General features: G+C 63.9%; 23 protein-coding genes and 1 tRNA gene. 11 read left to right on the plus strand and 13 right to left on the minus strand.

The features are described from left to right. Positions 1–260: 260 nt before the first annotated feature. The gene (locus CXQ89_RS16560) at positions 261–746 is read left to right on the plus strand and encodes a hypothetical protein (RefSeq protein WP_146067284.1); all 486 of its coding nucleotides are present in this window, start codon (positions 261–263) and stop codon (positions 744–746) included. 9 nt (positions 747–755) lie between these two features. Beyond that, a complete protein-coding gene (locus CXQ89_RS16565; RefSeq protein ID WP_374952997.1) occupies positions 756–2,129 on the plus strand; it encodes an FAD-binding oxidoreductase in 1,374 nt (457 codons plus the stop codon). 39 nt (positions 2,130–2,168) lie between these two features. Here CXQ89_RS16565 and CXQ89_RS16570 read toward each other — a convergent pair whose 3' ends face one another. The 5 genes from CXQ89_RS16570 to CXQ89_RS16590 all read right to left on the minus strand — a co-directional run bounded on the left by CXQ89_RS16570 (position 2,169) and on the right by CXQ89_RS16590 (position 8,950). Next, the gene (locus tag CXQ89_RS16570) at positions 2,169–3,884 is read right to left on the minus strand and encodes a glycoside hydrolase family 13 protein (protein WP_181032414.1); all 1,716 of its coding nucleotides are present in this window, start codon (positions 3,882–3,884) and stop codon (positions 2,169–2,171) included. Positions 3,885–4,016: 132 nt separating this feature from the next. Continuing rightward, on the minus strand, positions 4,017–5,372 hold the full coding sequence (locus CXQ89_RS16575; RefSeq protein ID WP_104055981.1) for a DUF4032 domain-containing protein: 1,356 nt from the start codon (positions 5,370–5,372) through the stop codon (positions 4,017–4,019). Between the two features lie 119 nt (positions 5,373–5,491). Continuing rightward, positions 5,492–6,583 carry an ABC transporter ATP-binding protein gene (locus tag CXQ89_RS16580; RefSeq protein ID WP_104162082.1) on the minus strand — a complete coding sequence of 364 codons (1,092 nt, stop codon included), beginning with the start codon at positions 6,581–6,583 and terminating at the stop codon, positions 5,492–5,494. A gap of 130 nt (positions 6,584–6,713) precedes the next feature. Next, entirely contained in the window at positions 6,714–7,466 is a 753-nt protein-coding gene (otsB, locus tag CXQ89_RS16585; RefSeq protein WP_104162178.1) for a trehalose-phosphatase, read from the minus strand. A gap of 20 nt (positions 7,467–7,486) precedes the next feature. Beyond that, the gene (locus CXQ89_RS16590) at positions 7,487–8,950 is read right to left on the minus strand and encodes a trehalose-6-phosphate synthase (protein ID WP_181032415.1); all 1,464 of its coding nucleotides are present in this window, start codon (positions 8,948–8,950) and stop codon (positions 7,487–7,489) included. Between the two features lie 168 nt (positions 8,951–9,118). On the opposite strand from CXQ89_RS16590, the gene CXQ89_RS16595 reads away from it, so the two are divergent. Further along, positions 9,119–9,991 (plus strand): thioredoxin domain-containing protein, encoded by an 873-nt coding sequence (locus CXQ89_RS16595; protein ID WP_104055989.1) that lies wholly within the window; start codon positions 9,119–9,121, stop codon positions 9,989–9,991. Between the two features lie 152 nt (positions 9,992–10,143). After that, a tRNA-Thr gene (locus CXQ89_RS16600) sits at positions 10,144–10,220 on the plus strand. A gap of 74 nt (positions 10,221–10,294) precedes the next feature. Here CXQ89_RS16600 and CXQ89_RS16605 read toward each other — a convergent pair. From CXQ89_RS16605 to CXQ89_RS16610, 3 genes are all read right to left on the minus strand, one after another. Then, complete coding sequence (locus CXQ89_RS16605; protein ID WP_104162083.1) at positions 10,295–10,678, minus strand: hypothetical protein; 384 nt, start codon at positions 10,676–10,678, stop codon at positions 10,295–10,297. 235 nt (positions 10,679–10,913) lie between these two features. Beyond that, a complete protein-coding gene (locus CXQ89_RS18470) occupies positions 10,914–11,054 on the minus strand; it encodes a hypothetical protein (RefSeq protein ID WP_181032416.1) in 141 nt (46 codons plus the stop codon). Between the two features lie 207 nt (positions 11,055–11,261). Then, positions 11,262–12,239 carry a DUF5692 family protein gene (locus CXQ89_RS16610; protein ID WP_104162084.1) on the minus strand — a complete coding sequence of 326 codons (978 nt, stop codon included), beginning with the start codon at positions 12,237–12,239 and terminating at the stop codon, positions 11,262–11,264. A gap of 126 nt (positions 12,240–12,365) precedes the next feature. Here CXQ89_RS16610 and CXQ89_RS16615 point away from each other — a divergent pair, with 126 nt between their 5' ends. Continuing rightward, positions 12,366–12,974 (plus strand): TetR-like C-terminal domain-containing protein, encoded by a 609-nt coding sequence (locus CXQ89_RS16615; protein ID WP_104162085.1) that lies wholly within the window; start codon positions 12,366–12,368, stop codon positions 12,972–12,974. 292 nt (positions 12,975–13,266) lie between these two features. Here the strand turns inward: CXQ89_RS16615 and CXQ89_RS16620 are convergent, their stop codons facing one another. From CXQ89_RS16620 to CXQ89_RS16630, 3 genes are read right to left on the minus strand one after another with little or no spacing between them, the layout of a single operon-like run. After that, positions 13,267–14,619, minus strand: a complete 1,353-nt coding sequence (locus CXQ89_RS16620) for an MFS transporter (RefSeq protein ID WP_104162086.1) — start codon at positions 14,617–14,619, stop codon at positions 13,267–13,269. Between the two features lie 10 nt (positions 14,620–14,629). After that, a complete protein-coding gene (locus CXQ89_RS16625) occupies positions 14,630–15,625 on the minus strand; it encodes a PDR/VanB family oxidoreductase (RefSeq protein ID WP_104162087.1) in 996 nt (331 codons plus the stop codon). 11 nt (positions 15,626–15,636) lie between these two features. Then, positions 15,637–16,752 (minus strand): aromatic ring-hydroxylating dioxygenase subunit alpha, encoded by a 1,116-nt coding sequence (locus CXQ89_RS16630; RefSeq protein WP_104162088.1) that lies wholly within the window; start codon positions 16,750–16,752, stop codon positions 15,637–15,639. A gap of 239 nt (positions 16,753–16,991) precedes the next feature. Here CXQ89_RS16630 and CXQ89_RS16635 point away from each other — a divergent pair, with 239 nt between their 5' ends. Further along, positions 16,992–17,576 (plus strand): PadR family transcriptional regulator, encoded by a 585-nt coding sequence (locus CXQ89_RS16635; RefSeq protein ID WP_104162089.1) that lies wholly within the window; start codon positions 16,992–16,994, stop codon positions 17,574–17,576. 52 nt (positions 17,577–17,628) lie between these two features. On the opposite strand, the gene CXQ89_RS16640 is transcribed toward CXQ89_RS16635, so the two are convergent. Next, complete coding sequence (locus tag CXQ89_RS16640) at positions 17,629–18,837, minus strand: ROK family transcriptional regulator (protein ID WP_104162090.1); 1,209 nt, start codon at positions 18,835–18,837, stop codon at positions 17,629–17,631. A gap of 98 nt (positions 18,838–18,935) precedes the next feature. Between CXQ89_RS16640 and gap the strand changes: the two genes are divergently transcribed. Then, the gene (gene gap / locus CXQ89_RS16645; protein ID WP_104055998.1) at positions 18,936–19,943 is read left to right on the plus strand and encodes a type I glyceraldehyde-3-phosphate dehydrogenase; all 1,008 of its coding nucleotides are present in this window, start codon (positions 18,936–18,938) and stop codon (positions 19,941–19,943) included. 257 nt (positions 19,944–20,200) lie between these two features. Further along, entirely contained in the window at positions 20,201–20,428 is a 228-nt protein-coding gene (locus tag CXQ89_RS16650; RefSeq protein ID WP_104056000.1) for a hexameric tyrosine-coordinated heme protein, read from the plus strand. Between the two features lie 8 nt (positions 20,429–20,436). On the opposite strand, the gene CXQ89_RS16655 is transcribed toward CXQ89_RS16650, so the two are convergent. After that, entirely contained in the window at positions 20,437–21,192 is a 756-nt protein-coding gene (locus CXQ89_RS16655) for a dienelactone hydrolase family protein (protein ID WP_237687276.1), read from the minus strand. A 156-nt stretch (positions 21,193–21,348) separates the two neighbouring features. On the opposite strand from CXQ89_RS16655, the gene CXQ89_RS16660 reads away from it, so the two are divergent. From CXQ89_RS16660 to sigJ, 3 genes are all read left to right on the plus strand, one after another. Then, entirely contained in the window at positions 21,349–22,305 is a 957-nt protein-coding gene (locus CXQ89_RS16660) for a patatin-like phospholipase family protein (protein ID WP_104162091.1), read from the plus strand. 162 nt (positions 22,306–22,467) lie between these two features. Next, complete coding sequence (locus CXQ89_RS16665; RefSeq protein WP_181032417.1) at positions 22,468–23,622, plus strand: NAD(P)/FAD-dependent oxidoreductase; 1,155 nt, start codon at positions 22,468–22,470, stop codon at positions 23,620–23,622. Further along, entirely contained in the window at positions 23,562–24,503 is a 942-nt protein-coding gene (gene sigJ / locus CXQ89_RS16670; RefSeq protein ID WP_104162093.1) for an RNA polymerase sigma factor SigJ, read from the plus strand. The genes CXQ89_RS16665 and sigJ overlap by 61 nt, the downstream gene beginning before the upstream one ends. The last annotated feature ends 4 nt before the right edge of the window (positions 24,504–24,507 follow it).

Genomic DNA, 24,507 nt, shown 5'->3' on the forward strand with positions numbered 1-24,507 from the left:
GGAAGCTAAGACCCACTGCGCCGATGGTACTGCATCCGGGAGGGTGTGGGAGAGTAGGTCACCGCCGGACAATATTTCGGTTGAGAGGTTGAGGCCCGTATCTTTTGGTACGGGCCTCAACTGTTTAACAGGCCCTGTCTAACCCATCGACTATCTAACCCATCAACTGTCTAACAACGGCGTCCAGAGCCCTTGCCCACGGCGCTGCGCAGCGGTTGCCGGCCGGCGGCCGGCAGGGACATCGGGGCTAGGCTTGGATGATGAATTCCTCTCTCTTTTCACATGCTGAGCAGCCCGAGCCGGCAAAGGAAACTATTTCAGTGCCGGACATCGTCGTGGAACGGAGAGTTCCACGCGAATTGCACGAGGCCTTCAACGGTTTCACTGAATACGTACACCTGTGGTGGCCGGAGGAGCACACGCAATTTGGCGAAGGAACCCATCCGGAGTTCGAATCAGACGCCCTGACGGAAACCGGCCCAGCGGGAGAATCTGCCGTGTGGGCGACGGTGGCCAAAAGAGTGCAGGACTCTCAGCTTCTGCTGGGTTGGATGGTGCGGCATAGCCCGCAGACCCCAACCTCGGTGCAGATCAGCTTCAGTTCAGCAGACGGGACAAGCACCCTTGTCACCCTCACGCATTCCGGCTTCAACATGGTGGCGGATCCGGTGAAGACCCAGGATGAGTTCTCCGTATTCTGGCCGCAGGTTTTGGACCGTTACGCTCGCTTCATGGGTGCCCGGTAGCATCCTCGTATGACCGCAGACATGCTTCTTGACCTATCCCGCTCCCTGACCGGCATCGAGATGGACACCGCGCCTCAGACGCTGGCAGCCTATGGAAGCGATCAAGGGCCGGTCCTGGAGTACGTCAACCCTTTGGCGGTTGTGTGGGCCCGGTCCGTTGAGCAGGTCCAGCAGATTCTGCGCTGGGCATCGCGTAGCGGCACCACAGTGGTTCCCCGCGGTGCCGGGACTGGGGTGTCCGGTGGAGCCCATGCCACAGCCGGATGCATTGTCCTCAGCCTGGAGCGGATGAACAGGATCCTCGAAATTCGGCCGGAGGATGAACTGGCCATAGTGGAACCGGGGGTCATCAACGCAGACCTCAACGCTGCTGCGGCCGAATTCGGGCTGATGTACGCACCTGATCCCGCAAGCTACCGCGTCTCCACCGTCGGCGGAAATGTTGCGACCAACGCCGGAGGGCTGCGCTGCGCAAAATACGGCGTGACACGGGACTCTGTCCTCTCCCTCGACGTCGTCCTGGCCGACGGAACGCTCATCAGCACGGGCCAGGAAACGTTTAAGGGGGTGGCCGGGTACGACTTGACCAGCCTTTTCACCGGCTCCGAAGGGACACTGGGAGTAGTGGTGGGGATAACCGTGCGGCTGCGCTACCTCCCCGTGGATGTCTGCACGATCGCCGGATTCTTCCCTGACATCGAAAGCGCTGCAGCCGGGGTGCTGGCGGTGGGCCGCGCGCGGGTGCAGCCGGCGATCATGGAACTGCTCGACGCCGAGACCATGGTGGCGCTGGACACCGCCCACGGCTCCAACCTGCGCTCCCGCGGCGCTGCTCTGCTCCTCATTCAGACGGACGGTTACGGCGCCGCGGCCGAGGCCGACGTCGTGCGTTCAGTCCTGGGCGAGCTGGGCGGGCAGGTCAGCCTGGAGGGATCAGAGGAGGCACTGGAACTGGTTGACCTTCGCCGGCACAGCCGCGGAGACGCCATCCACACCGAACACCGGGTGGGGGAGGACGTTGCGGTGCCGCGCTCCCGGCTGGTCTCCTATATCGCCGAATTGAACCGCATGGCACGCGAGCATGAGGTGCGGCTGAAAGTGGTGGCACATGCGGGAGACGGAAATCTTCATCCCACCTTCTGGGTGGACAAAACCGAGGGCAGCGCCGGCCTTCAACGGCTGGACGCTGCCCTCGATGAATCCATAGCCCTTGCCCTGGCGATGGGAGGCACCATCACCGGTGAACACGGGGTGGGTCAGTTCAAGCTCCGGTGGCTGGCGCAGGAGCAGCAGGAACAAGTCCTGGAACTGCAGCGCGCCATCAAAGCGGTGTTTGACCCGGCGGGGATCCTCAACCCGGGGAAAGCGATCCTCACCAGCTGAGAGCATCCCCCGGCAGTACCCTGTGTCTCCCGCGACACCTTAGGCCAGTCGAAGCCACACAGTGCAGTTCGGACGGATTTTGGTTCCTTCCAGAGCAGAAGCCGAACTCATGGCAAGCACCGGGAGCTCCGGCAGCTGGATTGGGTTGTCTCCCATGTTCATGGCGACCAGGACGTTTCCGTTGACGAAGGCGACCAGGCCTTCGGCGTCATGCTCCGGCCACCACGCGAGCGACCCGGCGCCCAGCGCCAGCTCACGGCGAATCTCCAGTGCCGTGCGGTACATGTTCAGCGACGAGAACTGGTCCCTGCGCTGGATGTCCCGTGAATGCCGGCCCCAGTAGCCCGGCTGCGGCAGCCAGGTTTGTCCTGAGGAGCTGAACCCGAAGGACGGTTCGTGTACTCGCCAGGGCAGAGGCACGCGGCTGCCGTCGCGGCCCACCCTAACCCCTGCTGTGCGGTGATAAGTGGGATCCTGCCGGAACTCGTCAGGCATCAAGGTATGGTCCGGGAGGCCGAGCTCCTCGCCCTGATACAGATACACTCCGCCGGGCAATGCCAGCATCAGCATGGTGGCCGCCCGTGCCCGCGCCGCACCCAGCTGATAGTGCGGCTGGGCGTCGTTGGGCCCGATGCCGTCACCGCTGCGCAGATTATTGGCTTCCAGGCCGAAGCGGGACACATGCCGGACGACGTCGTGGTTGGACAGCACCCAAGTGGTGGGAGCGCCTACCTTGTCAAAGGCCCGCAGTGAGGAATCGATAATCTCCCGCAACTTCTCGGGGTTCCACGGATGGGTCAGATACGCGAAGTTGAAGGCCTGCTGCATTTCATCCGAGCGGACCCAGTCCGTCAGCCGGTCCAGCGGGTCAACGTTGGCTTCGGCGCACAGGACACGGTCGCCGTCGTACTCGTCAAGGAGCTTCCGCCAGGACCTAAAGATGTCGTGGATGCCCGGCTGGCCGAACATGGGCGCGTCATATCCGGGGAAACCTTCGGAGGAGGCGCCGTCGGCCTTCCCGCCCCAGTCAGGCAGCCCGGATTTCTTGATCAGTGCATGCGCCACATCCACCCGGAAACCGCCCACGCCGCGATCCAGCCAGAACCGCAGGATGCGCTCAAACTCTTCCCTGACCGCAGGATTGTCCCAGTTAAAGTCCGGCTGGGAGGTGTCGAAAAGATGCAGATACCACTGGCCCGGGGTTCCGTCCGGGTTGGCGATCCGGGTCCACGCTGGTCCGCCAAAGTGGGACTGCCAGTTGTTGGGCGGATTTTCGCCGTTCTCGCCGGTTCCGTCCCGGAAGATAAACATGTCGCGCTCCGGCGACCCGGGCTCCGCGGCGAGTGCTGCTTGGAACAGGGGATGCTGGTCGGAGCAGTGGTTGGGCACCAGATCCACGATGACCCGGATGCCGTACCCGCCGGCTTTGGCCACCAGGGCGTCGAAATCCTCCATGGTGCCGAAGATCGGGTCCACCGAGCAGTAATCTGCGACGTCGTAACCGGCATCCTTCTGTGGAGACCGGTAGAAGGGTGAGAGCCAGATGGCATCGATCGCGAGTTCAGCCAGGGCCGGGATTTCCGCGGTAATGCCGGGCAGGTCGCCAACCCCGTCACCGCGCAGATCCCGGAAGGACCGCGGATAGATCTGGTAGATCACCGAGGAACGCCACCACTCGCTGCCGGGCTGGCCGTCATGGACCGGAACAGTCCTCAGCGCACCTCCCTGGGAAGGGAAAACTGCTGATGCGGACATCTCTGAGGAGGATCCTCCTGCCTCGGGAAGGTTTTTAATAAGTTCCATCGACACTATTAAACGCAACAGCTGCGCCTGCTGCCATGAACTGGGCCACAGGCCGCAACGATGCCGTGCGGGTGCCGCCCGACGTCAGTCCGGTGCGCCGCCGGCCTCAAGTATTTTCATGGTCCTGGTGTCAGTGGACAGCAAAATGGCTGCCTCATCCCGGCGGTGGCGGAGCACGGTGTCCAGATAGGACTGCACGGCCTCTGCCATGGGGACGTTGCGGTTTTCCTTTTCCGACATGTACCACCGGTGCTCAAGCACCTCGTGCACCACTTCGGCCTGTTCCAGCTTGCTGCCAAGTTCCCGGGGCACGGACTTTACGATGGGCTCGAAGACCTGGGTGACCCACAGATGTGCACTGAGTTCCTCGTCCAGCTCCGGATGGTTGTCAGCCCGGTAGGAATCCATGTCATTGAGCAGGCGGCGCGCCTGGTTTTCCTGGGCATCCAGACCGGTCAGGCGCAGCAGGCGCCGCTGGTGGTGGCCGGCGTCGACCACCTTGGGCTGGAGCTGGACCTGGGTGCCGTCGGCGGTGGTGTTGATGGTGAGTTCGTCGACGTCGAACCCCAGGTCATTCAGGCGGCGGATGCGGGCATTGACCCGCCAGCGTTCGCCGAGTTCGAAGGATTCCTTCTCCGTGAGTTCTGCCCAGAGGTTCCGGTAGCTGTTCATGATGCGCTCGCTGGTGGCGAGCGGATCGACGCTTTCTTCGATCAGCCCGCCCTCTGCGAGGTCCATCAATTCGCCGGCGATGTTCACCCTGGCAATCTCCAGGTCGTATTCGCGCTGGCCCCGGGAGAGTTCCGGATAGAGCTCTCCGGTCTCGGCATCCACCAGGTAGGCGGCAAACGCTCCGGCATCTCGTCGGAACAGCGTGTTGGACAATGACACATCACCCCAGTAGAAGCCTGCCAGATGAAGCCGGACCAGCAGCAGGGCCTGGGCGTCGATGAGGCGGGTCAGGGTGACCTGGCGCAGCGTCTGGGAGAAGACGGCACGGTACGGCAGGGAAAAGCGCAGGTGCCTGGTGACGAGGACGGGCTGCAGTTCCTGGCCGTCTACGTCGTAGCGGCCGGTGATGACAGCCACCGGTTCAACGCTCGGAACATTGAGCCTGCGCAGCTTGCGCAGCATGTGGTATTCCTGCCGGGCCACGTGCTCGCTGGTTTCCTTGATGGCGATCAGCGAGTCACTCATTCGCGCGAAGCGGACGACGTGGCGGGAAATGCCTCGGGGCAGTGCCGCTAGGTTATCCTTGGGCCACTCTTCGAGCGGCAAATGCCACGGCAGGTCCAGCAGCCCCGGGTCCATCGAAGCAGCGGTAATGTTCAGGGACGCGAGTGCCTTTTGAGGGGCCGAGAGATGAATCCGGGGCAGTTTGCCCTGCTGCTCCCAGTCTGTTGGTTCATCGCGCCATTTGGCGCCTGCGGGTTCGGACATAAGCACACGCCTTCATCGAACGTTCTGCTGAAACGGAGCTGTAGTTAAACAGAAAATGCGGTGGCCCCTTAAACGAGTCTAGAACAGTCGCATGGGCCACCGCATATTCGGCGGCGGAACTAGGCCTGGTCTGCCAGGCGCTCTCCATTGCTGGTGTCGAACAGGTGCACATGGCCCTGCTGCGGGCGGACGAACAGGGTGTCGCCCTTCAGCGGGGGACGCCTGCCGTCAACACGGACCACCATGTCCCGGTCAGTTCCGTCGAGGGTGGTGTGCCCGTAAACATAAGCATCGGCGCCAAGCTCCTCCACCACGTCAACTTCCACCTTCAGGCCGGAGCCGGAGGAGTCAACGATCTCCAGGTCCTCAGGCCGGACGCCGACGGTCACGGTGTTGCCTGCGGCCGCGCCCAGAACCGAGCTGGCGACCGGGTAGATGGCGCCGCCGAAGGCAACACCGCCGTCCACAACGGGCAGTTCCAGCAGGTTCATGGCAGGGGAGCCGATGAAGCCGGCCACAAAGACATTCTTGGGGTGGTCGTACAGGTTGCGCGGGGTGTCCACCTGCTGCAGGATGCCGTCCTTGAGCACAGCCACGCGGTCACCCATAGTCATGGCCTCAACCTGGTCGTGGGTCACGTAAACGGTGGTGACGCCCAGGCGGCGGGTCAGCGATGCGATCTGGGTGCGGGTCTGTACGCGCAGCTTGGCGTCCAGGTTGGACAGCGGTTCATCCATGAGGAAGACCTGCGGGTTACGGACAATGGCACGGCCCATGGCGACGCGCTGGCGCTGGCCGCCGGAGAGTGCCTTTGGCTTGCGGTCCAGGTAGTCCTCGAGGTCCAGGAGCTTGGCGGCATCGCGGACACGTTCCATCCGCTCTTCCTTGCCGATGCCTGCGATCTTCAGGGCAAAGCCCATGTTGTCCGCTACGGACATGTGGGGATAGAGGGCGTAGTTCTGGAAAACCATGGCAATGTCACGGTCTTTGGGCGGGACATCCGTGACGTCGCGGTCACCGATAAGAATGCGGCCGGAGTTGACGTCTTCGAGTCCGGCGAGCATGCGCAGGGAGGTTGACTTGCCGCAGCCGGAAGGCCCAACGAGCACCAGGAATTCGCCGTCGGCGATCTCCAGGCTGAGGTTGTCCACTGCGGGCCTGTCAGTGCCCGGGTACAGGCGAGTGGCCTGGTCAAACGTTACCGTTGCCATGATATTTCTCCTTCACGGGCAGGTACGTGCCCGACGATCCGTTGTGAAGTGCTTATGTAGTTGTACAGCAGGTGGCAGCGGTTGTGGCCGCGGTCACAGGGTCAGTATGCCACACCCGTCCCGCGGCGGATCATTTGTGTGCGCGGCGAAGTTCCAGCAGGTGCGCCAGGACCGAGCTGAAGGCAGCCGGGGAGTCCACCCGGAAGGCGGCACGGGTGTCCCCGGGGCCGATCTTGATGGCCAGGTCCCCGGATTCCAGGGCTGCAAAGCCGTGCTCGTCGGTGACGTCATCGCCGGCGAACAGCACCGCCGTCGCACCGGTGAGTTCGCGCAGGGCGCGGATTCCTTCCCCTTTGTTGGTATGGACAACGGAGGCTTCCAGGACCCGCTTGCCGTCCGTGAGCTGGACACCGTCCAGTGCGCCAAGTCCCCGCCGGGCTGCATCGGTTGCGGCTGACGCGACATCATCCGGTGCGCTGCGGGTGTGGAGCACGACGCCGGCCGGCTTTGCTTCCAGCCAGGTGCCCGGATGGGACGAGGTTACCCTTTCCACCGCTTCGCGTGCCCGCGCCAGCAGGTCCGCCTGCTCCGGTGTCAGACGCAGCGGTTCGGCGTTGGGTCCCGTCCAGGCCTCTGCGCCGTGGCTGCCAATCAGCAGGGTTTCCGGCTCGGGGGAGGCGGTCCGGCGGAGGCTGTCCAGGGCGCGTCCGGAGATCAAAGCGGTAAAGGTGTCAGGCAGTTCTCCCAGCCCGGCCACTGCCGCAGCCGATGCCGGAAGCGGACGGGCGTTGTCGGCGTGCTCCACCAGGGGCGCGAGAGTACCGTCGAAGTCCAGCGCCACCAGCAGCGTTTCCGTGTCCGCCACCCGTGCCAGCGCCTGCATCAGATCTTCGGGGAGGTTGTTCACTGTGCTGCCTCGTTTTCTCCCTGCTGCAGGGCACTGAGGAAGTTCTTCGACCAGCGTTCGACGTCGTTCTGCAGGACCTGCCGGCGCATCAGGCGCATGCGGCGCTGGGCCTCGCGCTCCGGCATGTTGATCGCCGTCAGGATGGATTCCTTGACCCCGTCGATGTCGTGCGGATTCATCAGTACCGCCTGCCGCAGCTGGTCAGCGGCGCCGGCGAACTCGCTCAGCACCAGCGCACCGGTGTTGTTGATGCGGGCGGCCACATACTCCTTGGCCACCAGGTTCATGCCGTCGCGCAGCGCGGTGACGAGCATGACGTCGGCGGCGAGGTATAGCGCCACCATTTCCTCCACCGGGTAGCTGTGGTGCAGGTAGCGGATGGCGGTGTTGCCCATCGTGTCGTAGGTGCCGTTAATCCGGCCCACTGTGCCCTCAACCTCTTCGCGCAGCAGCCGGTACTGTTCCACGCGCTCGCGGCTGGGGCTTGCGACCTGGATCAGCGACGCGTCCGCGACGTTGAGTTTGCCGTCTTGGAGGAGCTCCCCGTAGGCCTTGAGCCGGTGGCTGATGCCCTTGGTGTAATCCAGCCGGTCCACGCCCAGCAGGACGGTCTTGGGATCACCGAGTTCCTTGCGGATCTGCTTGGACCGCTCGATGATGTCCTCGCGCTTGGCCAGCTCGGTGATCTGTTCAACGTCAATGGAAATCGGGAAGGACTCGGCCCGCGAAACGTAGGACACTCCGTCCTCATTGGTGACGTGCACCTGCTGCTGGCGGACCGTGTGTCCGGCGAAGCGGCGCACACAGCGCAGGAAGTTGCTGGCATCGGAGGGACGCTGGAAGCCGATCAGATCCGCGCCGAGCAGGCCCTCAATGATGTTGCGGCGCCAGGGCAGCTGGGCAAAAATCTCCAGCGGCGGGAAGGGGATGTGGTTGAAGAAGCCGATCTTCAGGTCCGGACGGTCCCTGCGCAGCATCTGCGGCACCAGCTGCAGCTGGTAGTCCTGGACCCACACGGTTGCCCCCTTGGCGGCCATGGTGGCAGCGGCGTCGGCGAAGCGGCGGTTGACGGTCCGGTAGGAATCCCACCAGGTGCGGTGGAACTCCGGCGGCGCAATGACGTCGTGGTAGAGCGGCCAGAGCGTGGCGTTGGAGAAGCCCTCGTAATACAGCTCCACTTCGGATGCGCTCAGCGGAACCGGCAGCAGATGCATGTTGTCATGATCGAACTCGTCCAGCTCTTCGTCGGCAGCTCCGTGCCAGCCCACCCACGCGCCGTCGGCCTTGGCCATCACCGGGGCCAGCGCTGTGACGAGCCCGCCGGGGGAGCGCCGCCAGCTTTCGCCGTCGTCCGTATTTACCCGGTCCACCGGAAGTCGGTTGGAAACTACGATGAAATCGAAATCGCCATACCCGTCCGTGGCATTCTGTCCTGCGGAATCAGCGGCAGCAGCGTTCACGATATGCACCCCTTGTTTGGCTTATGTATTTAGGCCACTCTATCCAAGGCTGGAAACTTTATGCCTGTACAGGCCGTTGAAAGTAAGGGCGGACACCCCCGGTGGCCTAAACTGTTGCTGCCCGGCCGCATGCCCAAACGGGCAGGCGTGAGAGAGACATGAGGAACTATGACTGAGCGGAACCCCAAGCCCAGCAAGGCCGATCGCACGGCTGCTGCGCGCGAACAGGCGCGTGCCCTGCGTGAAGCCCAGAAGAAGAAGGAGCGGCGCAACAAGCTCCTGGTGCGCTGGGGCGTGGTGGTTGCCGTGGTGGCGGTCATCGTCATCGTGGCGCTGATCGTGATCAATTCCGTGCGCAGCGGCAACGGAGCGGACGCCCAGACCGGAGAATCTCCGGCCAACGCGAATGAATACGGCGGCATTACGGTGACGTCCACCACCTCGCTGGAGCCCACCGAGCCGTTCAGCGTTGACGTTGCCTCACTGCCGGAGGCTCCGTCTGACGCCAAGGAAGACGCACCCGTTCCCCCGGGCATTGAAGCAGCCGAAGCCGGCCAGCCGGTGCCAATCGTGGCTTACGTGGATGTGAACTGCGTGCACTGTGCCGACTTCGAGAAGGCCTACAACTCGCAGATCGCCACCTGGCTCGACGCCGGCGAGGTCACCTTTGAGTACCGCACCGTAGCGTTCCTGGACCGCGGATCACCCACGAATTACTCCTCGCGCGGCGCCAATGCCGCAGCCTGCGTGGCGGACACCAACCCGGAGTCCTACTGGGACTTCATGAGTGCCATCTTTGCCAACTACGACAACGGCGAGATCAAGAACGCGGAGCTGGCTGACATGGCCGAGTCCGTGGGTGCCGGCGATGCGTCCGACTGCATCCAGAATGACGGCTTCCGCGCCTTCGTGAACTATGCGGACCGCCTGGCCCGCGTGGACTACGTCAGCGGAACTCCCACCGTGTATGTCAACGGTGCGGAGAGCAACCCCAATGACTTCACTGCCGCTGTCGAAGCTGCCATTGAGGCCACCAAGTAACCCGTTCCGGTTTCCCCCGGTGCGCCCGTTTCGCGCGGAACCGCCTCCTGGTTTCGCGGGAACGGGCGCTCTGGGCTAACCTTGACTAGCGCAGTTGCTGTGTTTGGCTTTTGAAGCACGACGACGGCGGTTAGCCGGCTTAGGCCGGCGCCGCCCCCTTAGCTCAGCTGGCCAGAGCACCTGTCTTGTAAACAGGGGGTCGCCGGTTCGAATCCGGCAGGGGGCTCCACGAAACCCCTCCTGATCAGGCATAACGCTGATCGGGAGGGGTTTTTCTATGGCATTCGAAGGCTCACGACACGCTTACAACAGGGGCTGGCGTGATGCTTCTGAATCAGCCGGTGCCAGGGGTTCGGCTCGCTCTGTGCGGTACAGACCGCGCAGGTAACCCTGATGCAGGAGGTCCCGCTGGGCCCATTGCAGGTACGAAACCCCCGGCTCCAGGTCGAGCCGCTGCCAGAGCTTGCCGGAGTAGAAGAAGGAACCGAGCAGGGTACCGAGCAGCAGGACCAACCCGCCGAGGATGTTGACTTCCCAGATTCTTTGGATGGCAAGCACGGCTCCGACAGTCAGCAGGATCAGGCTAAGAAACGGAACCCACCGGATTTCCGGGATCCGGACCGTTGCCAAGAGCACGCCTAGGCACAGTCCCAGAATGGCGATGATGATCAGCGGTGTTGCCTCCATGATGCTGCCTCCTGCTCCTCTGGCGGTAAACTTCAGGCTGTCAACCCACCTGCCGGATTTCAACCTATCGGCAGTCATCGTCACTGTAGACCAGGCCGATGGGAGCCGGAACCGTGGCGATGAACAGGCACCTTCCTTGGTACGGCTCCGCCTTCGAGTTCTAGGTGAATTGTTTTATGGGCAGCCGCTAAACCGGGCATGACAAGCCCCGGCCGAAACGGGGCAGAGCGTCAAATCATTCCTTGCGGCGGGCTGTGCGCCTGACAGCGCGCTGCGGCACACCTTTGCGTGCGACGTAGACGATCCCGAAGATCACCGCGGCAATCAGGAGAATCATGAGGAACACGGTCAATGTCCAGCCTGCGATAACACCCATTTCATTTGTCCTTCCGTCGAGCCATTAGCTATTCGGAGCAGGTCATGTACGCACACCGTAGCCCACGTTCAGCTGTACCCAGAACGTAAACGGAAGTGGGTCGCCGGTTCGAATCCGGCAGGGGGCCCACAAAAAACTCCTCCTGCTCAGGCATAGCACCTGAGCAGGAGGAGTTTTCTTTATCGCAGTGAGCGGCGGCCGGCGGGGTTAGACGGTGACCGGCCGGCCCGTTCCCGGGGACCCGGGCAGGGCAGCCGGGGACTCGCCGGGGAGGTTGGCGTCGCGCACCTCCTGGTACTGAGGCAGGTGGGTGTACAGCTCGTCGCGCAGCGGGTTGCGGTGCCGTTTGACGATGGTGAACACCTGGTAGACCGCGACGGCGATGTTGGCCGCCAGCGAGATGGCCGACACGACGAACAGTGCGGTCGGGTTGTGCGAGGACTCGACGGCGAACGGCGACGTGCTCACGAATGTGGGGACCGCCATCGTGAACATCATCCACAATGCCAGGGTGTGGGCGCGGTGCTGCAGCCATGCACCCTTCTTGAGGAAGAACGCGGGGATGGTGCATGAGATGAGCAGTGCCGCACCGGCGTAGAACGAATGGTCACCGACGCAGTTGTAAACGTAGGCGAAGTTCCACAGGTCGTACGCGATGATCCAGAACCACATCATGTCGGGCCAGATCATGTCCTTCGACTTGTCGCGGGAGACGATGATGCCCGTCCAGCCGCAGATGGTGAGCAGGTTCAGGATGCCGGCGATGGCGTTCATGTAGTTCCACGGACCGCCGACCATGAAAACGCCGTCGTGCATGCCCTGCAGGCCCGCCACCTCAAAGTCTCGGATGACCGCCTCGGCGATGTTGATCGCAAGGATCAGTGCAGGGAACATCAGCATCCAGCGGTTCTTCGCCAGGCGTGGGACATAACGGATGAGCATGAAGCCCAGGCACCCGAGGAGTGCCGAGTACACCTTCACCCAGTGGAACCACGTTCCTGTGGACGACCCTTCTCCGGCCGTCGTGGGCCACACGAACACGGTCAGGAGGACGGGCAGCGCCACGAAGAAGGCCAGACCGGCCCACTTCCAGCGCCGCGTCACTTCGTTAAGCGCAATGAGGGCAACCAGGACGACGCCGAGCATCGCCCAGGAATACCAGGGAATCGATTCGTACAAGAACATCTAGGGACCTCTCCTTAGCAGCCCGGTGTATAAATGCCTTCGGATTTAAAGGTAAAAACGCAAGTACCACGGGTCATTAGACAGATGATGCGATGTGTCCAAAAGCGCCCGGTGCTACCGTCAGGCATGACCGATGAGGGCACCGACGCGCAGCGTCACGCGAGTGCGCGAGAGGCTTTGGCTGCCGCGCTCAAGGCCCGGCTGAACACCGAGCCACTGGACAAAGTGACGGTCACGGAACTAACGCGCGACTGCGGACTGACGCGGCAGGCGTTCTACTACCACTTCACCGATGTGCGGGATCTCGCGGTCTGGGTGTTCGAGACCGAGGTTGCCCGCCGGGTCCGCGCTTTTGCGGCTGAGGTGGGATGGGCTGACGGACTTGTGCGGTTGATGCTGTACATGCGCGATAACCGCTCGTCGACGCTCGGTGTCCTCAACGGGGTGGGCCAGCCCGGGCTCGAGCGTTTCCTGTTTCGGCAGATGCGACCGATCACCGAGGCCGTGATGGACCGGGACGGCGGCGGGCCGGCGCGGCCACAGGACCGCGTCCTGGTGGTCGACTTCTACACCTCGGCCGTGCTCGCCGTGGTCCTGCGATGGGTCGCGGACGGCATGGTCGAACATCCCTACAGCGTGGTCGGCGATCTGGAGATCATGCTGCACGGCGCCGTGCAGGAGTCCGTCCGCCGGCTCGACGCCAGGGCAGCTCCGCCGGACATGAACCGGTCGTGATGAGCGTGCCCACTGCCCGGCATCCTGAAGCGGCTCCATCTATGGGAACCGCATCGACAACGCTGCCGACTACAACAACGGTTGCGGGACGAACTTCAGCAGCGTGCACGCTGTGGCGGCTCGGGCCGAAAAGACTATCCCCCCGGAAAGGAGGCCTTCGGCCCTCTTTCCGGGGGGATCAGTTCGCTGCTGCACAGGTTCCGGGAATGCCCGCGGAACTGACCGGCTCTACGAAAGTCTCACCAAATGCCGTCACGGCACACTGGAAGACCGTGCTTAGCAATTCAAAGCACTAGTCGTTCGATCCTGGTGAGGCAGCTGGCGCAACGGCGACTTCGGGTTCAGCAGCTTCCTCGTACGGGCGCAGCTTCCACAGCGCGAGTGCAGCCAGGACCACGACTGCCGCAACGCCAATGTAGAGGCTGACTGGGGTCCATCCGGCGTCGAGCAGGGCGCCGACCAAGATGGGTGCAAGAATCGCGCCCACCCGGCCAACGCCAATGCCCCAGCCGACGCCCGTTGCGCGCACTGCGGGCGCATAGCTCTGGGGTGCCACGGTGTAGAGCCCGGCAATACAGCCGTTGATGAGCATTCCAACCACCACGCCGCTGGAGAATGCCAGCAACGGCATTGAAGTGCTGATGATGAACAGGACGAGAGTCGCGGAGGAGAGCACCGTGAAGGTCATCAACGTTTTCTTGGCGTCCCACTTGGTAGTCAGGGCGCCGTAGAGCAGCGAGCCGAAGGTGCCGCCCATGGTCAGCATGAGGCCGCCGACTATTCCCTGTTCCTGTGTCATTCCAGATTCCACGAGCAGCGTCGGGGTCCAGGAGTTGGCGAAGTAGAACCCGAACATGATGAGGAAGAAGGAACCCCACAGGAGGAGGCTGGTGGTTCGGTAGCGGGGGCTGAACAGCTGGGCCATGCTGCTCTTCTGTACTCCCGCAGACGCTGGGGCGGCACTTAGCTGTACTTCCCCCTGCAGGTTGAGCCGGCGGGCTATGCTGGCCAGCTGCTGCCGCGCGCCGTCGTTCTGCCGGGTGCGCAGGTAATCCACTGATTCGGGCAGCAGAGCCGCAACCAGCACGACTGCCACAACGGTCAGGAGTCCGCCCGTCAGGAAGACCGAGCGCCAGCCAAACTCGGGAATCAGCTGGGTGGCACCCATGCCGCCCAAGGTTGCGCCCACTCCGTAGCCTGCAGTGAAGATGCTGATTGCCAGGCCGCGATACCGTTTGTTGGAGTACTCACTGGTGATCACGGTGACGGTGGCGAGGATGCCGCCGATGCCCAGGCCCGTCACTACGCGCCAGATCCCGAGATGGAAAGCGGACCCGGCGGTGGCGGACAGGAAAAGGCCGAGGGCGTTCACAGTCAGCGCGACCAGGAGCAGGCGGCGCCGGCCGTAACGGTCAGCCATGGGGCCGAAAGCCAAGGCCCCGACAGCCATGCCGATCAGCCCCGTGCTCAGCAGCCAGCCCAGTTGAGAGCCGGACAGGCCGAATTCCGCGGTTACGGACGTGGCAGTGAAGGCCATGGCGAGCACGTCATAGCCGTCGAGGGCATTAAGAAAAGTGGCAATTGCCACGATGCCCCACTGGTAAAGGGACATTTTCGAGGTGTCAATGCTTTGGCGGATGTCCATGCTGGACCTTTCAGGAAACGTCAATGGTCAGGAGAGCAGGCCGCTCTGCCCGGTGCACATCATTGGTGGCTGCCCGTGAAACACAGCAGCACATTTTGGTGTTGGGTTCCTTTTGCCGGTCGGAATAAAAGACATCGCGGTGGTCCAGATGTCCGTCCAAGTCAAGGACCTTGACCTGGCACAGGCCGCATTCGCCCTTCCTGCAGTCGAACATCATCTCCACGCCTTGACGCTCCAAGGCTTCAAGCATCGATTCGTCGGAGTTGACCCTCACCTCGACTCCCAAGCGGGGGATGCTGACGGTGAAAGGCTCCGGATCGAACCATCCGCTGTTGCCGAAGGTCTCGTAGCGCAGATTTGTCGGGTCCAGTCCCTGTGCAAGCCAGGAACGCCGAACAGCATCCATAAGCCGGATGGGGCCGCACATGTAGAGTTCCCCGCCCGGGGGCAGGCTCCTCACCAAGGCATCCACGTTGAGGGAGGACCCTTCGTCATCGATATGAGCCTCCAGCCGGTCTGCATGCAGGCTGGCCAGCGTTTCCGCGTAGGCCATCGCCGTGCGGCTGCGGGCGGCGTAGACGAGCCGGTAATCGGCGCCAAGACGGCGCAGCAGGGCAGCCATGCCGGCAATCGCAGTGACGCCGATGCCTCCGGCCAGTAAAAGGTAGGTGGGGGCGCCGATCCGCAGCGGGAAGTTCTGCAGAGGCTGCGTCATCTCCAACACCTGTCCCGGGGTGAGCTGGTGCATGAAGACCGACCCTCCGCGGGAGGTGGGAGTGAGGAAAACACTGATCGCCAGCTCCGCACCGTCGGGACTGGCGTCAACCACGGAGTAGGAACGGACGACGGCGGCGCCGTCGATCAGGACCCGGACGTCAATATGCTCCCCGGGCCGGACCTGCCGGGGCAGCTCGGGGCGTAGGACGATGCGGCGGATGCCTGCGGCGACATCCTCAACGTCGGAGACGGTGCCGGTCTGCCAGACCTGCGAATTGGAATCGGCCATGGTCGGCTCCTCTAAGCTCCTGCGGAGACGGGTGCGGCGGTGGTCATGCGACCTTCTGCCTCCAAGGCCCGCTCCAGCATCCGGCGGACCCACATGCCCCCGGCATCGATGTTGAGGCTGTAAAACTCGTAGTCCGGGTTGGCATCGATAGCTGCCTGCTGTGCCTGCAGCATGGCCTCGTCTTCGCCGAAGACACCGTGGACGCCGTTGCGCAGCTGGGTGGTGATGAGCTGGCTGTCGAGACGGTAATTACGCATAAATGCCCAGAAGTAGTGGCAGGAGCGGTCCGTCTCCGGCGTGATCGTATTCATGACATACCCGTTGACGCCGCGGGAGCGGTCACCCTCCGGGGCTCCCGTACCCGCCTCTGCGACGCCGACGTCGATGCAGATGGTGGACGGGAAGTAGTAATGGATGATTTGCCAACGGTCCACCTTGCCCTCGAAGCCCGGGAACTTGTCCCGCATGTTCTTGAGCCAGAACGGGGGAGCATCAATGTTGTGCATCCACCGGCTGACGGTCACAGAGTTCTCATCGTGGGTGACTTCGAACTCGGACTCGCTAAGTTCTTCCTGCCCGATTGAGGAGCTGTGGACAAACTCCTCATGGGTGAGATCCATAAGGTTGTCCAGAACGAGCTGGTAGTTGCAGGGGGCGTGGATCGTTTCCCCGTCCCCGGCCCATTCGGCGCTCGCCAGCTGGTGCATGTCCGGAATCAACGATGGATCGGCCATGGTGGGGTCCCCCAGCCAGACCCACAGATAGCGGTAGCGCTCGGTAACCGGAAACGAGGGCACTGTGGCGGAGGGGTTCAGCGTTTCCTGGGCAGGCATGGAGGTGCACCGGCCTGCAGAGTTGTAGCGGAGGCCGTGATAGGGGCATTGAATCTCGTCCCGGCCAATCAGCTTTCCCTGCGACAAGGGTGCCAACCGGTGCCAGCAGGCGTCGGCGAGGGCTACAGGGCGACCATCTTCAGTGCGGTAAATGGCCAGCGGCCTGCCGGCGACCGTGCGGGCCAAGATGCCTTTGGAAGTGGCTTCATGGTCCCACGCGGCGACGTACCAGGCGTTGAGCGGGTGGGAGAGAAGCTTCGCAGTCGTCGTGGTTTTGGTGGCGGGGACGGTCATGGCGGTGTCCTTTGTGCAGTCTGTCCGGGCGTTCACAAATACCTACGCAAATACCTATAAACATAGTTATTGAGTGAGATTCCTCACAGCGTAGCGAGTTGGTTCCAATGGTGCAAGATGGAGGCTGGGTATTTGCAATTTCGGGGGCGCCGCCCCTGAATCGAGCAGCAGCTGCGGCTGCGCGTGAAGCGGGGCTAGGCTCGAGGGGAGACCAACGCTTCAGAAAGGGCGGTGGAGGGTTGAGTTTACGAATGGCACTGCTGGCGCTGCTGTCCTCCGGTCCCATGACCGGATACGACGTCGGCAAACAGTTCAGTGCCTCTGTAGGCCACGTCTGGCACGCGCCCGACTCGCAGATCTACCCCGAAATGCGCAAGCTGCACGCGGAGGGTTTGTTGTCAGCCAGACCGGTGCCTTGGGGATCGCGCGGCGCAACCAAAACGGAATATGCACTGACCTCCGCCGGTGAAAACGCCCTGCGGGAGTGGCAGGACCAGCCGTTTCAATATGTCCGTGACCGGGATCCGGCACGTCTAAAGGCGGCATACTTCGAGTGGGCTCCCCCTGGAGCCGCCGCAAGACAACTGCGGGCGCACATCGCCCACCACGAAGAGCAGCGATTGCAGGCGCTTAGGGTGATTGAGGAGCTTCAGGAGCGGACCCAGCCCACTCTGGCCCGACGCCTCAGCGGCTACCCGGAACAGGAATGGGACCGGATTGTCCGGTTCAAGGTGTTCGCCTACGAGGGCCAGGTGGCCAATGCGGATGAGGAAATCGCGTGGGCGCTGCGGGGGCTAGAAATTCTGCAGGACCTGGGGGAGTAGCGGACCGATGGCGCCTGGTCGTTGGATCGGGGGTGACGGTGTCGGCGGTACTTCAGCCGGGACGGCGGACCTGCGGCACCAGTTCCAGCAGGTGCTCCTCCACATAGTCCAGGGCCAAGCGCAGGGCACCGGTTGGTACCAGCAGTTTGCCCATGTTTGAGACGGCCAGCCGCGGCGGCTCCGCCACATAGCCGGCAAGTTCCCGGGTCATGGCCGGCAGCAATGCCTCGGCCGATGCTGCCACGGCACCGCCAATGACGATCAGGCGCGGGTCGAAGAAGGACGAAACAAGGGCCAGCACCCGGGCCATGCGCCGGGCGATACGGTCCAGGATTTCCTGCGCCACCGGATCGCCGTCGGCTGCTGCCTCGAAGACATAGCGGGCCGACGCGCGGTTGGTTTTCGGCCCCACGAGGTCCCGGATCCGCCCGTCATGCCCCTCTTTGAGGGCGGCACTGCCCCAGAGGCGGGCCAGTTTCGCGATGCCGTCCTCGTTGCCGACGCCCTCGACCAGTTCCAGCCCGCCCATCGCACCCGTTCCGCCGCGGGCGCCGTGCAGCAGCCTGCCGGCGTCGATGATTCCGCTGCCCAGGCGCTCGCCGGCAAGGATCACCGCGAGGTTTTTTTCACCCGCGCCCACACCGCGCCACCGCTCGGCAAGCGCCGCCAGCTTGGCATCATTCTCCACCAGCATCGGCCAGCCCCGGACCTCGCCGAATTCCCGCTGCAGGCCGAGGTCAAACAGGGGTGCCATTGGCTGGCCGGGAACGACGACGCCGTCGCCGGCCACCTGCGCGGCAACACCCGTACCAACGCAGAACACATTTGCCGAGGTGATGCCGGCGTCCTCAAGCGCCTTGTCCACCGCGTCCGTCAATATCCGCCGCCGGGCATCCGGCTGACCGCCGTGGCGGGGGAATTGGGCCTCCGCACCGCCGACGACGGTTCCGGCGAGGTCGGCAACCAGGACTCGGATAGTTGCGATGCCGACGTCGAGCCCCAGGACATAGCCGGCATTTTCATTGAACTCAAAGCGCCGTGCAGGCCGCCCCTTTTGTCCTTCCGCACGCGGGGAATCAGCTTCCCGGGCCCAGCCGCGGGCGACCAGGTCATCACACACGGCGATCACCGTGGCACGCGTCAGCCCGGTGGCTTCGATCAGGTCGGTGCCCGTCACGGACGAGGCTGACCGCAGCACTTCCAGCACCGCCCGAAGGTTGGTGCGGCGCAGAAGCTGGGGGGTATTTGCGGAGGGGTCCATGGGATGCCTTTTGACGTGTGGCGGTAATAACAGCATAATTGTAGAAGGTAATAAATTTAGTGTCTAAATCTAATCCTGATCGAGCCTGAGGAGGCCCCATGACGGTACGTGTCGGAATTAATGGTTTTGGTCGCATTGGCCGCAATTTCCTGCGGGCAGCACTGGAGCACGGCGAAGGCTTTGAGGTTGTTGCAGTCAACGACCTCGGCGATCCCGCCCAGCTGGCGCACCTGCTGAAGTACGACTCCGTTGCCGGACGCCTGAGCGAAAAGGTCTCCGTCGAGGAGGGCAACCTCGTGGTTGGCGGTCACACCATCAAGGTCCTGGCCGAGCGCGATCCCGCCAACCTGCCCTGGGGCGAACTCGGCGTTGACATCGTCATCGAGTCCACCGGCTTCTTCACCAACGCCGATGACGCCCGAAAGCACATCACTGCCGGCGCCAAGAAGGTCCTGGTCTCCGCACCCGCCAAGGGCGATGCGTTCACCGTGGTCATGGGCGTCAACGACGCAGACTACGATGCCGAGAACCACGACGTCATCTCCAACGCATCCTGCACCACCAACTGCCTGGGCCCGCTGGCCAAGGTCCTCAACGACGCCTTCGGCATCGAAAAGGGCCTCATGACCACGGTTCACGCCTACACTGCAGACCAGAACCTGCAGGACGGCCCGCACAAGGACCTGCGCCGTGCACGCGCCGCAGCCCTGAACATGGTGCCCACTTCCACGGGTGCTGCCAAGGCCATCGGCCTGGTCCTGCCGGAGCTCAAGGGCAAGCTGGACGGCTTCGCCATCCGCGTTCCCGTTCCCACCGGCTCGGTCACCGACCTGACGGTCACGCTGGAAAAGGAAGCCACGGTCGAGGAGATCAACGCCGCCTACGCCAAGGCCGCACAGGACCCGCGCTGGGCCGGCATCCTCACCTACACCGAGGATCCGATTGTTTCCTCCGACATTGTGGGCGATCCGTCCTCCTGCATCTTTGACTCCGGCCTGACCCGCGTCATGGGCAACCAGGTGAAGATTGTCGGCTGGTACGACAACGAGTGGGGCTACTCCAACCGCCTGGTGGACCTGACCGGGCTGGTTGCCTCCAAGCTCTAAGGCTGGCCGCTTCCTTCGGGAGATCAGCACAGAACAACGCACGACGGCGCCGCGCCGGACCGCTTTCAGGGTCCGGGACGGCGCCATCGTGCGTTTAACGCCGTTGGCTCTTCAACCTCAGCAATGGTGCGCGGGCCTGCGTGCGCTGCCCTTGTTCGCCCCGGGACCAACCGCGGACAATGAGTCGGATAGCGGCATAAACCGGAAGCACCAGTGGTGCGGGGCGGGCCACTGTCTAACTCGACAGGACGGACACCATGGAACTCGTTCCCAACAACACCCTTATCTGCGCAAGCCCCGAAGACGGGAGACGGCTTGCCCTCGGTCTGGCAATGCAGACCTCTTTCGCCATTCAGCCCGATGATCACGTGCAGAAAATTATCCGCGACGCCTATATGAACAACCCTGACGGCCTGATTGCCGCTGGTCATGTGGTGGCCATTGAGTTCGCCACCATTGCGGCCGCCAACAATTACTGGCGCTGACTACAGGCCTAACGGTCCTGGCTCAGCGATTGGGCGAGGAATTCCAGCGTGCGGGCCCAGGCGTCGTCGGCGGCGTCCGAGTCGTAAGCAAACCGGTTGGTGTCATTAAAGAACGCATGGCCGGTGCCCGGATAGACATCCGCGGTGAAGTCGATGCCGGCCTCGGTCATGGCTGCACCCAAATCGGGGAGCGTTTCCACAAGGTCGGTGTCCTGATCGCCGTAAAACGCCAGGACGGGGCAGCGGATGGCGGCCAGCTCGGCGACGGAATAATCAGCCCGGCCGTAGAAGGATACGCAGGCCTTCAGGCGCGGCTCCTGGACGGCGAGGGAGAGCGCGAAGGTTCCGCCCATGCAGAAGCCAACGACGCCGATTTGTCCGTGGACGCCGGGGGAGGACTCCAGATACTCAAAGCAGGAGGAAACCCGTGCCGAGGCCTGTGCTGAAAAGTCCGGACTGCGGAACGGCGACATCAGAGCCCGCAGCTTCGGCTGTGCCGCGTGGCGCTGCTCCGGATCCGGGTTGAAGAGCTGCTCACCGAGTTCCGTGGCCACGTCATCAGTGATGCCGTTCTCGCCCAGCAGATCGGGGGCAACCGCAAGGTATCCCTGTTCGGCAAACCGGTCCGCCACGCTGCGGATTTGCCCAACCAGTCCCCACGCCTCGTGAATGACAATAACGCCGCCCCGAATATCTCCCTCCGGCCGGGAAACGTAGGAGTGAACCGCGGAAGAACCTGTGCCCATTTCAATCATTTCGCCCATGCCGACACCCTGCCACAGGGAAGGCACGCCGGGCTAGGGATGTTGTGAGAGCAAGAATCCGGACAGCGCCAACGTGCGGGGACCTTGACCCTGATCACCCCCGGGAGAAGGCTTAACCGCACGTTGGCACTTACCCCGCACCCCTTAGGAGCCGCCATGCTGCGCATTCTCTCGATCGACGGCGGCGGGGTCCGCGGGATCATTCCGGTCATCTGGCTCACCCACCTGGAAAGGCGCTCGGGGCAGCGGACTGCGGACCTCTTTGACCTCATAGTGGGCACCTCCGTCGGGGGCATGATTGCCCTGGCCCTGGCCTGCCCCCGCGACGGCGGAGCTCCGTACAGTGCAGCCGACCTCCGGCATCTGGATCTGGGCAGCGTCAAGAAGATCTTCCCCCGCCATACCGCAGCCCGCCCCAAGGCCGCACCGGGAACAGTCGCCTACTCCGCCGCACCGCTGCAGGAATTCCTGCATCAGGTCATGGGCCGGACCAAGCTCTCCGAGGCTTACCGGCCAGTGGGCGTCGTGACGTGTGATCTCGTCCATACCCAGGCTCTGCACTTCGCCGGCGGGGGATTGGACCAGTCACAGCTCGGTGATGCCGACATGGCGGTTGCTGCTCGGGCCACGGCATCGCTGCCGCGGTTCTTCCCGCCCGTCACCTTCACAGACCCCGGCGGGCAGGCGCGCGAGCTGGTGGACGGCGGGCTTGCGGCTGATGATCCGGCGCTGGTGGCCTACACGCTGGGCCGGTCCCTGGCTGGGGCCGACGACGGCGTGTTGTTGGTTTCGCTGGGCACCGGAACCAGCCAAACCTCCTCCGGCCTGCTGTTGAGCTCGGAACAAACCAGCAGCACCGCAGACGTGCAGGGGATGGAACGGGACTTTTCCATGGTTTACGAAGGGCCGGGACAGCTGGTCCGTGAGAGCCTGCGCCAGCTTCTGGGCGGGGACTACGTCCGGATCCAGACCAGCCTCCTTCCAGGCACGCATCACGCTTCCGACGACGCGAGCCCCAAAAACATCCTGGGACTGCTGGCTACCGCCGAGAAGATGGTCCTGGAGACTTCCTCCGAGCTGGACCGGCTGGCGGAACTGCTGCAGGGCAGGTAACCCGGCGCTGCTCCCGATCTCGCTGGCCCCGGTGCGGGCCTCCCTGCTGTCACAAATCCGGGCTGTCACAAACCCGGCCTGTCACAAATCCGGCCCGTCCGGTGTCCTATGTGTGAGCCGGCCGCGAGCCGGAGCGGCAGGTTTCAGGGACAGGAGAAGGACATGGGAACCACAGCAGTTGTCCTGGGCGGCGGATACGCGGGAGTCATGGCAGCCAATCGGCTCGCCGCCGCAGCACGGCCCGGACTCGACGTCGTGCTGGTGAGCCCGGGAGAGCGCTTCGTGGAGCGGATCCGGCTGCATGAGTATGCCGCCGGAGTCCGCAGTGATGCCACCGCCTCCTTTGAATCCGTGCTGCATCCGGCCATCCGACGGGTGCGGGACACGGCGGTGCGCATCGATGCTGCCGGCCGGTGTGTGCGGCTAGCCGGCGGCCGGCTGCTGAACTACGACTATTTGGTCTACGCAGTGGGATCAGGGGCCCTGAAGGTTCCGGACGGTGCGCTCACCGTCCAACAGCTGGAGGGAGCCGAAAGCACCCGCAGGGCACTCGAGGCGCTGGCCCCGGGCGGCCGGGTTGCGGTGGTTGGCGCCGGGTTGACCGCCGTCGAAACGGCGGCGGAAATTGCCGCCCACCGGGGAGACCTGCACGTACGCCTGCACACGGACGGTGTTCCCCTCCCACAGGTGACAGCGTCCGCCCGCCGCGGTCTGGAACGGAGCCTTCGCCGCACAGCAGTGGAACTGCAGTCCGGCGTGCGGGTATCCGGGTCCGGTGATCCGCATCTGCGGCTTCAGGCCGATGTGGTGCTCTGGTGCACGGGTTTTGGAGTTCCGGATCTCGCCTCGGCCAGTGGGCTGCCGGTTGATCAGGAAGGCCGTCTGCTGCTGGATCCGAATCTGCAGGTGCCCGGGGAGGATCGGATTTACGGGGCCGGTGACGCCGCAGTGATTGCCAGCCCGGAGTACGCCTACCTGCGGATGAGCTGCGCGGCGGCGATGCCCATGGGTGCTGACGCGGCGGGAAACATCCTGCGCGGAATGGATGGGGCACCCGGCATCCGGCATGACAGCGGTTTCGGCGGCCAGTGCGTTAGTCTGGGCCGCAGCGACGGGCTGGTCCAGTTTGTCCGGTCGGATGACACCCCGGTCCGCGTTCACCTGCGCGGCAGGTTGGCGGCGGTCCAGAAGGAGATTATCTGCCGGATGACGCTGCGCTGGATCCGCAGCGAAATCAAACGGAGCGGAGCATACACATGGCCCAAAGGTCCGCGGATGACGACGGCGGAGCAGACTCAGGCGCCGACCGGACGGTGAGCCGGGACGCCGATTTCCTCGCCCACCGCGGCATGGTGTTCACCATCGCCTATGACGTCCTCGGGACCGTGGCGGATGCCGAGGACGTTGTCCAGGAAACCTATCTCCGGTGGCGGACGGTCCCCGATCCGGTACGCAACCCCCGGGCCTATCTGGCGCGGATCGCCACCCGGCAGGCGCTGAACACCGTCCGCTCCGCAGCCCGGCGGCGTGAGGACTATCCGGGGGAGTGGCTCCCCGAGCCGCTCCGCACCGGCGCCGGCGCAGACGGCCCCGCCACTCCGGAAACCGCTGCCCTGACCGCAGCCGAAGTCTCCACCGCCATGCTGGTGGTCCTGCAGACGCTGAGCGGACCGGAACGCGCGGGGTTCATCCTGCATGACGTGTTTGGGTTTGGTTATCCGGAAATTGCAGAGGCGTTGGAGTGCGGGCAGCCTGCTGTCCGGCAACTGGTGCACCGGGCACGGGAGCGGGTGGAGCGGGGCACACCGAAGACCCAGCCCGATCCCGCCGAGCACCGGGCCGCCGTCGGACGCTTCCTGGAAGCCACCCTGACCGGATCGCTGCAGGCGCTGCTGGACGTGCTGGCCCCGGAGGTGGTGCTGCGTTCCGACGGCGGAGGCAAAGCCAGCGCCGCACTAAAGCCGGTGTCCGGACCGGAGAAGGTTGCGCGGCTGATGCTTGGGCTGGCCTCAAAGTATGCGGCCGGTGTCCTGCCGGAGTTCGTGGAACTGAACGGGCTGCCCGCCGTCGCCTTCCGTGAGGGCGGAAGCGTCACCACCGTGTTCCAGCTAAGCCTGGCGAACGGACAGGTCCAGGAGATCTACGCAACGCGGAACCCGGACAAACTCGGGCAGCTGCAGGGGCCGCCTGTAGGCTGAATCG

Origin of the sequence: Arthrobacter sp. ZGTC212, assembly GCF_002929255.1 — a bacterium.
GTDB classification, from domain to species: Bacteria; Actinomycetota; Actinomycetes; order Actinomycetales; family Micrococcaceae; genus Arthrobacter_B; species Arthrobacter_B sunyaminii.